Origin of the sequence: Leclercia sp. LSNIH8, assembly GCF_002920195.1 — a bacterium.
Taxonomy (GTDB): domain Bacteria; phylum Pseudomonadota; class Gammaproteobacteria; order Enterobacterales; family Enterobacteriaceae; genus Enterobacter.
In genome coordinates, this window is the sequence record NZ_PQJY01000002.1 from 334,155 (window position 1) to 347,496 (window position 13,342).

Consider the following 13,342-nt stretch of genomic DNA (forward strand, 5'->3'; position numbering starts at 1 on the left):
CCTTAGTTCCGCTTCACTTTTGAGAGCGGATGATCGGCCGGGTAGGTCGGGATTTCCGGCTTGTTGGTGCCCAGCATGACGCACATCAGCGCCTCTTCTTCCCCGTGGTTAAACAGGCCGCGATAGATACCCGGCGGGACGGAGATGAGGTCACGCTCGCGCAGCACGGTTTCGGTGTAGTTGTCGCCATCCTGGATCATCAGCGTGATCTGGCCTTTCAGCATGAAGAAGACCTCTTCCACATCGTCATGCAGGTGCAGCGGCCCTTCGCACTTCGACGGCAGTACCATGGTGGAGAAGGTAAAGTGATCTGCCTGCACGGTGTTGGTGTCGTTCGCCACGCCGGTGGCACCGGTGCCGATGTAGCGCATCTGCGCGCGGCGATATTTCGGGTCAAAATCGGCCTGAAACTTCAGTGCGTTCCAGTCGTATTTACGGCCTTCGAAGCGCGCAATGCGCGACTCGACCCACTCTTCCATCGTCAGGTGGTCAGGTTTGATGCCAGATTTGTTGGTTACGGTTGAATCAGTCATGACACTCTCCTCAGTAACGTCTCAGCAGCGGCAGTAACAGGACGCAGCCCACCGCCGCCATCACCGCCAGAAAAATCAGCCCGGAATCCATGCTGTGGGTGAAGGCGATAAGCGCGCCCATCACCGCCGGCGACAGCGCGCCCGCAAAGTTTCCCAGTCCGTTGAAGATGCCGCCCGCCGTGGCGCTCACCCGGGGATGGGTGGCCTTTGCCAGCAGAGCGAAAATGTTGGGCGCCCCGGTGCCCCACATAAAGGTGCTGAAGCTCATCGCCGCGATGATGGTCAGCGGGGTGTCAAGGTGCATGACCGCTGCCAGCCCCACCGCCGCCCCCGCCATGGAGATAAAGCAGGCCGCGGCGCGCTTATCGACCCGGTCCGAGAGCCATGCGCCAATCACTTCGCCTGCCAGCATGGCGATAAACGGCATCGACGACAGCCAGCCCGCGTGTTCCAGGTGAATGCCTTTGCCCTTGATGAGGTAGCCCGGCAGCCAGCCGTTGATACCCCACAGGTAGGTCAGGAAGGCGATGTTAAAGATGCAGATGATCCAGAAGTGCGGACTGACGAACAGCTCGCGCCGGGCCGCGCGGCGCTCATCCTGCGACGCCTGAGTGGTGGCCGGTTTCGCATCCAAACGGATCCCCCGCAGACCGATGCGCACGAAGATAAGCACCGGCACGGTCAGCATCGCCATCACGAAGAAGGTGCTCTGCCAGCCGAAGGTATTCAGCAGCCAGAGGGAGAGCGGGAAGCCAATCGCCGCCCCCACCGGGGTGCCCAGCAGCCACAGCATGGTGGCGCGCGCCTGCAGATGCTGCGGGAAGTTGTGGCGCACAATGGCGAAGGCCAGCGGGAAGAGCGGCCCTTCTGCCACCCCCAGCAGGATGCGCAGGACAATCATCAGCGTGTAGTTATGGGTAAAGCCCATCGCCACCATCAGCACGCACCAGATCACCATCATCCCGGTGAGCAGGCGCAGCGGGGCGATTTTGTCCCCCAGCCCGCTTAAAAAGACCGACGAAAAGCCGTAGCTCAGCAGGAAGGCGCTCATCAGAATGCCGAGGCGCGTGGTGTCGAAATCGATGCCCATCGCCTGCTGGAAATGGGTGTCGGAAAACAGCGCCGCAATGCTGATTTTATCGAAAAACGCCAGCAGCACGCAGGCCAGCAGCGCCAGCGGGATGGCCCAGCGCACCGCTTTTTCGGGCGTGCGGGTTCCCTCACCGCTCGCCTCAACAGGCGCGGTGTTGGTCTCTAATGTGGTCATGTCTCCCCCTACGGGTGCGGGTTAGCTATCGCAATGACATCAGTGAAAAGGTCGGGTCGCTGAGCGGTACGTCTGACAGATCCCTTCCCGCCGCCATCCAGCGCTTCGCCAGCTTGACGGTGCGCGCATCGTTAAACGCCACCAGCTGCGTCAGCCGCCCATTCGCGTCGAGCGAGAAGTACAGCGCCTCTTCACGCACTATCGTTCTGCTGCCCGGCTGCGGAATGCCGAGGATCTGGATGTTGTGCTGATATTGATCCGACCAGAGCCACGGCGCGTCGTCATAACCTGGCGCATCGGGGTTGAGCATCGCTTTCGCCGTCGCCACCGCCTGATTCTGGGCAAAGGCCCAGGACTGGATGCACAGGCCGTAGTGATGATGCTGGGCCACATCCCCGGCGGCAAAGATGAACGGATCTGCGGTGCGTCCCTGGGCATCCACCACAATCCCGCGTTCGGTTTTAAGCCCGGCGTTGCGCGCCAGCTCCAGGTTGAGATCGACGCCGATCCCCACCACCACTGCATCAAAGGTTTCACGCTGGCCGTCGCAGTGGATGACCGGCAGACCGTTATCGTCTTCCAGCTCCAGCGCGCCGCAGCCGGTACGGATCGCCACACCCTGCTCGCGATGAATTGTTGCTAAGCGCTGCGACACCTCGCCGCTCACGGAGCGCATGCAGAGTGCGGGCTGCTGCTCGAACAGCGTGACTGCCACGCCGCTTTTGCGGGCGGAAGCGGCAATCTCCAGGCCGATCCAGCCCCCGCCGATAATCGCCAGGGTTTTACTTTCCGCCAGACGGCTCTTCAGGCGCTGCGCGTCCTGCCAGTGGCGCAGGGTGTAGACCTGCGGGTGCGCCGCCCAGGCCTCACCCGGCAGGCGCGCCCGCCCTCCGGTGGCCAGTAAAAGCATGTTGTAACTAAGGCGCTCGCCGTTGCTTAAAACAACCGCTTTCGCTTCACGGTCAATGGATTCAGCCCGCAACGGACGATACCAGGTCAGGTTCAGCGCCTGCTGCGCCTCTTCGGAAAAGAGTCGCGGAAGCGCCGCGTCTGGTTGCAAAAGAGAGGCTTTCGACAGCGGTGGCCGTTCATAGAAATCCCACTCCTCTTCCGCCACCACGCAAATCTCGCCGTCGAAGCCCTCGTCGCGCAGGGTTTTAGCCGCCCAGCCGCCCGCCTGACCGCCGCCGATAATGACAATGCGCGACGTCATACCGCCTCCGGTTTTTTCTGCTGGCGGCGCGTATCGTGGTCGATCCCGCCTTCCACCGCCCATTCGGTAAAGGAGACCAGCGAGTGCTCCAGCTCGCGCGGCTGCCAGTTTTCGGTCAGGTAGTCGTCGTTGGTGTAGTACTCAAACGCGCCGCCGGTCGGGCTGTTGACGTACCAGAAGTAGGCCGACGAAACCGGATGGCGGCCCGGCCCGATAAAGGTGCTCCATTCATTTTTATTCATCGCGATACCGCCGCCGATCACCTCGTGGATATCGCGCACGGTAAAGGCCACATGGTTCAGGCCGCGCTTACGGTTCGGCAATTGCAGCAGGAACAGGTTGTGATGCCCCCCACGCACGCCGCAGCGCAGGAACACGGCGCGGTTGATGTAGCGGTCAGAGACCTGGAAACCGAGCACTTCACGGTAGAATTTCTCCACCGCCGCCAGCGCCTCCACAAAGAAGACCACGTGGCCAACGTTGATGGGCTGGGCGCGGTCGTAAACCGGGCTGGGGGTGTCAATCCGGCGGGCATCGCCCCACTGGTTAATCGGCTCGACGTTCAGCTCCACGTCGGTCTGCTGGCTGACCTGCACGCGCAGCGTCATGCCGTTCGGGTCAAGACACTCCAGGGCATCACCCACCTCGCGGAAGCCGGGCTGCTGCGCAAGCTTCGGGCGCAGCGCGTCCAGATCTGACTGGGCGGCCACCCCCCAGGTCATGCGGCGCAGGGTGTTACCCGCTTCAAACGCCGGGGGCAGATCGGGGCTGTCGATCGGGTTAAGCTCCACGCGCGCGCCGCTCAGGGTGGTAAAACGCTGGCCGCTGGCATCGCCCGTCAGGCCAAAATCACGCATAAATTTGGCGCAGTGCGTCAGGTTCTCAACGCCAAATTCCAGCTTTTCAATTCCGGTTACACTCATCGTTCGTTGCCTCATCTGGCCCAAATTGGGCGTAAAACATGCCCGACGCAGCAAAGCGCCTGACGTTAACTCACTGATTTAACTGGCCTGTGACAAATACCCTAAGAAGCCAGAAATTTTATCCGCCGCCAGACGAACGTCGTTTTGCAGACGTTCGCGGTCGGTTTGCGGGATCTCTTCCGACGGCACCAGAATGCTGACCACCGCCGCCACGCGTCCGCTTCGGTCATACACCGGGTAGACGATGGAGGAGATGCCGTGGCGGAAGAAGGATTCGCCGATCACATACCCACGGGCTTTGTCCTGCTGCACCATCTGCCACAGGGCTTCGCGGTCATGAAGCTGCCCCGGCGTGTTGCCCGGCAGGCGCTCGTGCGGGAACAGCTGTTCAAAATCGGCGCGGGAAATATCGGTCAACAGCATGCGGCCGAGCGAGGTGCAGTGCACCGGCAGGCGTGTGCCGATACTGACCTGATTGATGCGCGACCCGGCGGCGCTGACGCGGGCGATGTAGATGATGTCGCGCCCGTCGCGGATCGCCAGATGGCTACTGCACTGGCTGACGTCGCGCAGCTGTTCGATAACCGGCTGGCCGACCTGGGCCACATCCAGCGAGGCGATGTACTCAAAGCCCAGACGCAGCACGTTCATGCCCAGCGAGAAGGTATTGGTGCGTGTGTTGCGCTCCAGAAACCCCATATACTCAAGCGTCTGTACCACGCGGTAGGCGGTGGCCTTCGGCATATCCACCAGCCGGTGCAGCTCGGCAAAGGTCAGATCGCGATGCTGCTCGCCGAAGGCCAACAGCAGCTGTAAACCGCGCTCCAGCCCCGGCACCAGATACTTCACTTCCTGATCGTTTGCCATAATCGCCAACCCTTAGTTAAAGACAAAACCGCCGTTGACCGGGATAAGCTGCCCGGTGATGAACCGCGACAGGTCGCTTAACAGCCAGACCACGCTGCCGGTGACATCTTCCGGCTGCTGCGCCCCCGTTAATGCGCGACCATTTTCGTAGAGCTGATGCCGTTCAGCGGGCACATATTCCGTCGCCTCAACGCGGGTTAATCCCGGCGCGATGGCGTTAATACGAATACGCTTTTCACCCAGCTCCCGCGCCATTGAGCGGGTCATGGCAATCACGGCCCCCTTACTGGCGACATAGGCCATCAGGCGCGGCGCGCCCCACAGGGCGGTATCGGAGGCTACGTTCACAATCCCTGCCCCTTCCCGCAGCAGCGGCACGGCGGCGCGGGTGACCAGCCAGGTGCCTTTAACATTGACGCGCATCACCCGATCCCAGAGATCCGGATCGTAATCGAGCATGTTTTTGCCGCCGACGCCGGTCGCCATCGCCGCGTTGTTCACCAGACCATCAATCTGCCCCTGCTCGCCAATGGCGCTGAACACCTGTTCGATGGAATGCGGATCGGCGAGATCGATAACGTGCGATTCGATCGCATAACCCTGTTCGCTCAGCCCGTGGGCGCTTTCAGCCAGCTCGCCTTTCAGGATGTCGCACATCACCACCGCCGCGCCCTGCTCCGCGCAGGCTTTGGCGAAGTGGTAGCCCAGCCCGCGCGCGGCACCGGTTACAACGATGCGTTTTCCGCTCAGCAGTCCGTTCATCAGGCGGCTCCCTGCTGCGCGTCGCGCATCGCCAGCTGCTCTTTCGCGGCCTTTTGCATCATGCGGCGCAGGCGGGAGAGACCAACGTCGTGCTGGTAGAGGTATTCATGGTCGCGGGCGTTTGGCGCCATGCTTTCCAGCACCACGCGATCTTGCTCCAGCACTTCCCAGTGCAGTTTTTCAAGGCGGTTACGGTACATAAAGCGCCACATATCGCGCTGCCAGCCCTGCACGCGGCGGATGCGCCAGAAGAAGACGCGGCAGTTGTCGTTATCTTCCGGCACCACCATACCGACGATAAAGAAGTGGCCGCCCGGCCCGAAACGCTTCCTGTAAGGAATGGAGAGGCGCATCCAGCAGGTGCCGCTGTTGCCCAGCTCCACCCAGTCGAAGTTGACGCCGCTCTGCCCTTTTTTCTCAAAGATGAAGCCGGTTTTGGTCGGCTGGAGCACCATGTCGGCCTTGCGGTCCCCTTCCGCCATCGAGTGCGAGGAGGAGTGCAGATAGGTGCCGTGCATCGGGTCCATCACATTTTCCAGCGCATACTGGTAATTGCATTTCCACCCGGCGGTGCAGAGGAAGTTGCTGAAATTTTCCGTGTCGGCGAGTTCATCCGGGAAGGTCAGTTCTTCCGGCTGTTGATCGGCGGTGACGCCGAACCACAGAAAGATGGCGCCGTGCGCCTCCTGCACGTTATAGCTGCGTACGCACTGCTGGCCGACCAGCGGACATTTGTCCACCGCAGGCACATCCTTCACTTCGCCATTGCCCGCCACTTCCACACCGTGATACCAGCAGGCGATACGGTCCCCGAGATTCCAGCCCATCGACAGGCGCGCGCCGCGGTGCGGACAGCGGTCCTCCAGCGCCTGCACCTGGCCATCTTTGTTGCGCCAGACCACAATCTGCTCCCCCAGGCGGGTAATGCCCACCGGCGCAGACTGCACTTCCCAGCTCGCCAGGACCGGATACCAGAGGCCGCGCAGACCCTTATCGAGATAGTTTTGTACGGTAGTCGTCATCGCGTTGTCCTCAGTAGCCGTTAACCTGTAAGAATGCCTGGAAGCTGGCGTCGCTCCACGGCTCGCCCTGCTGATCGTGCATCCGCACCGCGTTCAGCCCCTTCACCAGCTCCGGTAAGGTTTCAATGCCCTGTTCGAAGAGATCTTCCAGCGTCGCAATCAGCTTCACTTCCCAGCTTTCCGGCTCGCGGCTGCGGGTCTGCCAGATCAGATTCTGATATTCGCCCGGCTTATGAATGGCGCCGTTACCGCCCTCGGCTGGCGGGGTAAACTGGCGGCTTTCGGGCAGTGCCGGGTTGAAATTCAGGGTGTCGCTCATGCCACGGTCTCCTCGACGAAGGTAATCTGGATTTGGTTTTCAAAGACCCGAACCGGGTAGCGGTTGAGGTTGCGACCACCGGGGCCATGCAGACACTGGCCGGTTTTGACGTCAAACACCGCCTCATGCAGCGGGCACTCCACTTTGCCATCTTCCACGAAGCCCTGGCTCAGCAAGGCATACGCGTGCGGGCATACGTCTTCCAGCGCGTAATATTCGCCGTCAATCAAATAAACGCCGATCTCTTTGCCTTCGACGTTGCCGCTAAAAGGGAAATCTTCCTGTACTTGTTCTGCGTCACATACGCCTATCCAGCTCATCGCGATCCTCCAGGCTTTTGTTTCATATATGAAACTCTGTTTCTTATTTAATACGGTCAATATAAAAGCGATGAATGTTTCGTCAAGCGCTAATGTGACGAATTTGTTAACCAACAGGTAATTAATTAACTAAGTGTGCAAAGGATCACGAAAAAATGCAGCGATATGAAATTTTCATTATTACGGCGTGAATGAATACGATTTACCGATGAGGTTAAATTTAAATAAAGAAATATTGACTTCTTTTACTTTTGTTACCTAAAAATAAAACAACTAAAAAGCTCAGTGTTTCACCTGTAAAACAGCTTTAAATTTTATCGTTTATAAACAATGAGTTTCACAGGTGAACCATTTTAGCTCCGTGACAATCACGCAAATAAAAATAAAATTACACGCATGTATAAGGCAGGCATTATGACGGCAAGATGGCAAGGCACAATTGCATTGTTATTACTCATTATTATTTCCTACGTCGACCGGGTGAATATCTCGGTGATGATTTTAAACCCAGAATTTGCCGAGCATTTTCGGTTAAATGAAAACAGAATGTTACAGGGAATGTTAATGACCTGCTTTCTGCTGGGTTATGGATTTTCCGCTTTATTATTAACTCCTGTTATTGAAAGCAAACTTCATTATCGGCAGGGGTTGTTAAGCAACATTGCGATTTGGGCCCTGGTCTGCGCTGTTTCGCCATTGCTGGGCTCGCTAATGGGGATGCTTATCGCCCGCCTGGTGCTGGGCATTGCCGAAGGTCCGCTCTTTTCCCTGAAAACGCGCTTTATCAGCGATAATTTCAGCGCGGAAGAGATCGGCAAACCCAACGCCGTCACTGCGCTGGGCGTCTCGCTCGGGCTGGCGGTGGGCTTTCCGCTCGTCACCTGGCTGATGGCACATCTGGGCTGGGCGGGTTCGTTCTATGCGCTGGCGGCAATCAATCTGCTGCTGGGTGGCGGGTTAATCTGGCGCTTCCTGCCCGCACCGCGCGGTGCGGTGAAGATGAAAAAACCGGGATTTGTCGAAACCTTTACCCTCGCCTGGCAAACGCCGCTGCTGGGCTGGATTTTACTGGTTGAAATCGCCACCCTGAGCTATCTCTGGGGAAGCAGTGCCTGGCTGCCCGCGTGGCTGCGGGATGAACACCATTTCTCCCTTCACGCGACGGGCTGGCTTGCGGCGATCCCCTTCCTGCTGAGCCTGGGTTCAAAGTTCCTGGGTGGTGTGCTGCTCGATAAAATGCGCCCGGACCAGGCTCCGGTACTCTTTGTTGTGGGCGGCGCGTTGACCGCGTTGTCAGTGGTCGCCCTGATGCTCAGCCATCAGCCGGTATGGCTGGCGCTGTTTATGCTTTCCGCCAATATCTTCTGGGGGCTTCAGGGGGCCGCCATTCCTGCCGTGATCCAGCACCATGCCGCGCGGGAAGCGGTGGGCAGCGCCTACGGGATCATTAATGGGATTGGCAATATCTGCGCGGCGTTTATTCCGCTGCTGATGGGGATGGTGATGAAATCGGCCGGGTCGGTCAGCTCCGGTTTTTCGGTGCTGGTGGTGTCGCAGGTTATCACCCTGCTGGCCGGGGGAATGTTGCTGCTGCGCATGCGTCGCGCAGCAGCAATCAGCGCCTAAGGCTTACTCGCCTTTTTTCGCCGCCTGGATGTAGAGCATCTCCAGCGCCAGGGTCGCTGCGGCCAGCGCAGTGATCTCGGACTGGTCATAGGCAGGGGCCACTTCAACGACGTCCATACCGACGATGTTCAGATCCTTGAGGCCGCGCACCAGTTTGATGGCGCGGTCTGAGGTCAGGCCGCCGATCACCGGGGTACCGGTACCTGGGGCAAAGGCGGGATCCAGGCAGTCGATGTCGAAGGTCAGGTAGACCGGCATATCACCGACGATCTGCTTAACCTGGGCGATGATGTCATCCACGCCGCGATCGTTCACCTGGCAGGCATCCAGCACGGTGAAGCCGTTGTCTTTGTCGAATTCGGTACGGATGCCGATCTGCACGGAGTGGTTCGGATCGATCAGACCTTCCTTCGGCGCGGTGAAGAACATGGTGCCGTGGTCAAATTCACAGCCGTTCGCGTAGGTGTCGGTATGCGCATCGAAATGCACCAGCGCCATCTTACCGAAGTGCTTCGCGTGGGCGCGCAGCAGTGGCAGCGTCACGAAGTGGTCACCACCGAAGGAGAGCATGCGCTTGCCGGCAGCCAGCAGTTTTTCTGCGTGCGCCTGCAGTTTTTCACTCATTTCACGCGCGTCGCCGAAGGCATACACCAGGTCACCGCAGTCCACGACGTTCAGGCGCTCGCGCATGTCGAAGTTCCACGGGAAGCGGTTATGCTCCCATGCGAGGTTGGTGGAAACCTGACGAATGGCCGCCGGGCCATGACGGCCACCGGCACGACCGGATGTCGCCATATCAAATGGTACGCCGGTGATCACCCAGTCCGCATCGCTGTCGTAAGGCTGGAAGTTCATCGGAAGGCGTAGAAAACCAAAGGCATTGGAAACTAACGAGTTGTCGTACTGGTGACCTAAGGTGCTCATGGCAAAAACCTCATATTCGTCGCTATAAAAAAACCCTCCCGCGTCGTTAGCCCGACGAGGAAGGGTTAGATTGGAAAAAGGCAATAAAAAGAATTATCGCCGTTAATCTGCGCAGGTTCAAGTCAGGAAAAATGATCCCCCACTTCACCCTTATAAGCGACGCAACCGATCGATCAGCGGACCGGCCTCTTTAATCAGCGTGGCCGTTGACGGCTGGCACAGACACTCCAGCGAAACCGCACCCTGATAGTTGGCCGCTTTTAGCGCCAGATAGATGTCGTCAATCGGCAAATGGCCATACCCCGGAAAAGCCCGGTTAGAGTCGGCAAAATGCACATGCCGCAGCCGGGAGCCCAGCAAGGCTATCGCGTCGGTGAAATCGCGATCCTCAATATTGGCATGGAAAATATCCCATAACACGCCGACGTTTTCCGGTGCATCGCAGAAGTTCATAAACGCCATCATATCCGCCGCGCTGTGCAGATGCGCGATTTCATAGCGATTAAGGGCTTCAAGGACCAGCGTCACGCCGCACCGCTTCGCCTGCTCCACGCAAGGCGCCATCGCCTCCGCCAGCGCATGCATATACTCGGTTTTACTCAGCATCCTGTCCGTTGCGCGCAATGAGCCTATGGTGACATGGCTCGACAGCTGCGCGGCGACGTCAATATGCTCCGCCAGGCGCCGTTGAGTATGCAAAACCACCGCCCTGTCGCTGGAAAGTAAAGAGAGGCCATCGCGCTTGCGGGCCTGGCCCGTGGCAATAGTGGTACACCCCAGCCGGTAGTCATCCAGCCGCTTTTTCAGCCATGAGACCTCCATGCCTTCATAATCATTGATGCACAGTTCGGCGGCGTCGAAGCCGCTTTGCGCCAGCCACGCCAGTCCCTGTTCAAAGTCCTGCGGGGTAAAAGGCGAAAAAAGCGTTTCATAACGGCAGGTTAGCGTTGCGCTAAAGGTAATCATATCCTTCCCCATCATCTGTGAACCGGTATCGTCGGGTTAGCGCATTGCTCTGCCCAGGATGCGTTCGGCATTACGGGAGAAGCTCTTCGCCGCCTGCTCTACCGTAAGGGTGCCCTGGTCGATATTTTCAATGGTGTTGTGCCAAAGCTCGACAAACTGCGGGTTATCGAAATAGGGCGAGGTGGGGATGTTATGGGGCAGTGCCAGAGAGGCGTTGATCCCGGCCACGGTAATGTTGTCCTTTTGGATCACTCCCTCTGCCTCCAGCTGCTGCGCGGCCTTTTTACTCAGCGGCGTGCCGCGCTCCAGCCCCATCGCTTTGACGCCCTGCGGATCGTTCATTAAAAAATCGATCAGCTTCGCCGCCTCCTGTGGGTGCTTCGTCGATTTCCCCACGCTGAACATCATTGTCGGCTTGAAGAATAATCCGGCATCTTTCGCCCCCGGCAGCATAAAGAATGGCCCCAGCTCCAGCTTGTTATAGGGCGCGGTCAGGTTGTTTTCATACATCACGGCATTCGTATTCCACATATAGATGCCACCCCATTTCCCCTGGATCCAGGGCTTCATCTCCCAGGTATTACTTTTGCCGTAAGAGGAGAGTACCCGCATGGAAGGGAAGACGTGGCTGTCGACAAGATCTTTATACAGCTGGAAGAACTCCACCCACTGCTGCGGGGTATAGTTGAACTTGCCCGTTTTCTCATTAATCGCCGGAATCGCGTATTTCTGCACCATCCAGGACTGTACCAGCGTCAACGACTCCATATAGTCGAGTACCAGCGGATATTTCTCTTTGTCTTTTGCCTGAAATGCTTTCCCGGCCGCCATCAGCTCCGGCCAGCTCTGCGGATAGCTGACGCCCATCTCCTGCCATAATTTCTTGTTGTAGTAGAAGCTGCGTGCCGTCACCGCCACCGGAATGCCGTTCAGCTTGCCATTGACCGTGGTGGTACTCAGGGACTGCGGATCATATTGCCCGAGGTCGAGCACCGCTTTCTGGCTGTAGAGATCATAAAAGCCGTTGCCGTCCCGGGAAAAAATAGGCAGCCAGTTCCAGTTGGTCTGAATGACATCCGGCTCGTTGCCGCCCGCAATCTGTACGGTCAGGCGCGAGAGGTATCCTTCCCACCCGGCGTATTCGGCCTTCACCTTGATATCAGGATATTTTTGCTCAAACAGCTTAATGGCGTTCAAGGTCGCCTGGTGGCGGCTGTTTCCTCCCCACCAGGAGATACGGATTTCCGCCGCCTGCGCCGCCGCAAGGCAGGAGCAGGCAAGCAATAATGAGGCGCTCAGGCAAGCGTTACGTTTCTTCATCGTTTGCTCCTTATTAAGCCTTAATGTTTTGCAAAACCTCAGGCGGGATCTCGGCCAGATAGAGCGCCGGTTTACCGTCTTTATCCGTGCTGAACAGCACCGCTTTTTCGTCGGGCGTAAACGAGGGGTGCGGATGCGTCACCTGGCGATCGCCGTCCAGCACCTGCCAGGAGGAGCTGTGACGGGCGATTTTGTAGGCTTGCTTTTTCCGCAAATCAAATAACCACAGGTAGGGATCGCTGGTATCGCCATAGCCGGAGTTATCGGCGATATCAATGGGCACGCCGGAACCGTCGCCTACGGCGAGGGAGCCATCTTCGTTACTCATGACGTGGGAACAGGGGGGCATCGCCATCAGGCGTTCATCCTGGCCGCTCTGGCCATCAATACGGCATAAATAGCGCACAGGGCTGTTTTTCACATAGGTGACGTACATCAGCGCCGAGCCATCCGGCACCCAGAATTCATGGGTATAGCTCTCCCCGGGGGCGGGCTGTCTGGCTTTACGAATATTGCTGCCATCTTCGTCCATCAACCACATACGGGCATCAACCCGGTCCAAAGGCCCCTCGTGGCAGAAGGCCACGGTGTTGTCATCAAAGGGTCGATAAATCGGATGTCCCAGCCACTGATTCTCCTCCAGCAGCGTGGTTCTCTCCCCTGTATGCAGATCGATGCGGATAACCCGACAGCGCGGCTGCTCGGCCCAGAAGGTCTGGAAGACGGTCCAGTCGCTAATTGGCCGCCAGCTGTCGCGATGGATCTCCACGCCGACAAGCTTATTGCAGGCGCTGTTCGCCACCCAGGTGCCATATCCCACCCACTCTTCCGGCACTTGATAAACGATCTCTTCCTGCAGCGTCGACAGATTTACCCGCATTAAATTGCGTTCGCTTTTGACATAATAGAGCGAGGTTTCATCCGGTGATAAAAAGCCGCCAAAGGTATTATCGCCCGCGCCTTCCGTTAATTGCGTTGCTATACCCGTCGCCAGATCCAGCAAATAATAGTTGCGGTTAACATCGAACTCACCGGCAAAAATTAATTTGCTGCCACCATCAATAAAACATTTCTGGTAAAAGTAATTACGATGACAAATAACATCAACAGGCGTGAAGCGGGTAACTTTAGCGCCGGTATCCTCATCGATATAATGTTCAAAATGTAATTGTACCTTCATACCTTTCGCCATGGGAACTCCTCCTGTCAGGGCATAACAATCTGGCCTGCAGATGACACACGTTTTTAGCGCATTCGAGCAGGCTCACACTTTTTTTCTT

The 13,342-nt window shown here is 57.9% G+C and carries 14 protein-coding genes; 1 reads left to right on the forward strand and 13 read right to left on the reverse strand.

Annotation, left to right across the window (positions count from 1 at the left end):
* Positions 1 to 2: 2 nt before the first annotated feature.
* The 9 genes from C3406_RS06450 to C3406_RS06490 form a co-directional block, all read right to left on the reverse strand.
* Positions 3 to 533 (reverse strand): cupin domain-containing protein, encoded by a 531-nt coding sequence (locus C3406_RS06450; RefSeq protein WP_103822797.1) that lies wholly within the window; start codon positions 531 to 533, stop codon positions 3 to 5.
* A 10-nt stretch (positions 534 to 543) separates the two neighbouring features.
* Positions 544 to 1,800, reverse strand: a complete 1,257-nt coding sequence (locus C3406_RS06455) for an MFS transporter (protein WP_103822798.1) — start codon at positions 1,798 to 1,800, stop codon at positions 544 to 546.
* 25 nt (positions 1,801 to 1,825) lie between these two features.
* Positions 1,826 to 3,013: an NAD(P)/FAD-dependent oxidoreductase gene (locus C3406_RS06460; RefSeq protein WP_103822799.1), complete on the reverse strand. Its 1,188-nt coding sequence runs from the start codon at positions 3,011 to 3,013 to the stop codon at positions 1,826 to 1,828.
* The gene (locus C3406_RS06465; RefSeq protein WP_103822800.1) at positions 3,010 to 3,936 is read right to left on the reverse strand and encodes a VOC family protein; all 927 of its coding nucleotides are present in this window, start codon (positions 3,934 to 3,936) and stop codon (positions 3,010 to 3,012) included. Before C3406_RS06465 ends, C3406_RS06460 begins: the two co-directional genes overlap by 4 nt.
* A gap of 78 nt (positions 3,937 to 4,014) precedes the next feature.
* Positions 4,015 to 4,803 carry an IclR family transcriptional regulator gene (locus C3406_RS06470; protein ID WP_103822801.1) on the reverse strand — a complete coding sequence of 263 codons (789 nt, stop codon included), beginning with the start codon at positions 4,801 to 4,803 and terminating at the stop codon, positions 4,015 to 4,017.
* 12 nt (positions 4,804 to 4,815) lie between these two features.
* Positions 4,816 to 5,565: an SDR family oxidoreductase gene (locus tag C3406_RS06475; protein ID WP_103822802.1), complete on the reverse strand. Its 750-nt coding sequence runs from the start codon at positions 5,563 to 5,565 to the stop codon at positions 4,816 to 4,818.
* The gene (locus tag C3406_RS06480; protein ID WP_103822803.1) at positions 5,565 to 6,587 is read right to left on the reverse strand and encodes an aromatic ring-hydroxylating oxygenase subunit alpha; all 1,023 of its coding nucleotides are present in this window, start codon (positions 6,585 to 6,587) and stop codon (positions 5,565 to 5,567) included. The genes C3406_RS06475 and C3406_RS06480 overlap by 1 nt, the downstream gene beginning before the upstream one ends.
* Positions 6,588 to 6,597: 10 nt before the next feature.
* Positions 6,598 to 6,906 carry a recombinase-like helix-turn-helix domain-containing protein gene (locus C3406_RS06485; RefSeq protein ID WP_103822804.1) on the reverse strand — a complete coding sequence of 103 codons (309 nt, stop codon included), beginning with the start codon at positions 6,904 to 6,906 and terminating at the stop codon, positions 6,598 to 6,600.
* Entirely contained in the window at positions 6,903 to 7,226 is a 324-nt protein-coding gene (locus tag C3406_RS06490) for a Rieske (2Fe-2S) protein (RefSeq protein WP_013098654.1), read from the reverse strand. Before C3406_RS06490 ends, C3406_RS06485 begins: the two co-directional genes overlap by 4 nt.
* A 414-nt stretch (positions 7,227 to 7,640) precedes the next feature.
* On the opposite strand from C3406_RS06490, the gene C3406_RS06495 reads away from it, so the two are divergent.
* A complete protein-coding gene (locus C3406_RS06495; protein WP_103822805.1) occupies positions 7,641 to 8,852 on the forward strand; it encodes an MFS transporter in 1,212 nt (403 codons plus the stop codon).
* A gap of 3 nt (positions 8,853 to 8,855) precedes the next feature.
* On the opposite strand, the gene speB is transcribed toward C3406_RS06495, so the two are convergent.
* From speB to C3406_RS06515, 4 genes are all read right to left on the reverse strand, one after another.
* On the reverse strand, positions 8,856 to 9,776 hold the full coding sequence (speB, locus tag C3406_RS06500) for an agmatinase (RefSeq protein ID WP_058608614.1): 921 nt from the start codon (positions 9,774 to 9,776) through the stop codon (positions 8,856 to 8,858).
* Positions 9,777 to 9,926: 150 nt separating this feature from the next.
* Positions 9,927 to 10,742 (reverse strand): sugar phosphate isomerase/epimerase family protein, encoded by an 816-nt coding sequence (locus C3406_RS06505; RefSeq protein WP_158250561.1) that lies wholly within the window; start codon positions 10,740 to 10,742, stop codon positions 9,927 to 9,929.
* Between the two features lie 36 nt (positions 10,743 to 10,778).
* Positions 10,779 to 12,062: an ABC transporter substrate-binding protein gene (locus C3406_RS06510; protein WP_103176912.1), complete on the reverse strand. Its 1,284-nt coding sequence runs from the start codon at positions 12,060 to 12,062 to the stop codon at positions 10,779 to 10,781.
* A gap of 13 nt (positions 12,063 to 12,075) precedes the next feature.
* A complete protein-coding gene (locus tag C3406_RS06515; RefSeq protein ID WP_103822807.1) occupies positions 12,076 to 13,254 on the reverse strand; it encodes an oligogalacturonate lyase family protein in 1,179 nt (392 codons plus the stop codon).
* Between the last annotated feature and the right edge of the window lie 88 nt (positions 13,255 to 13,342).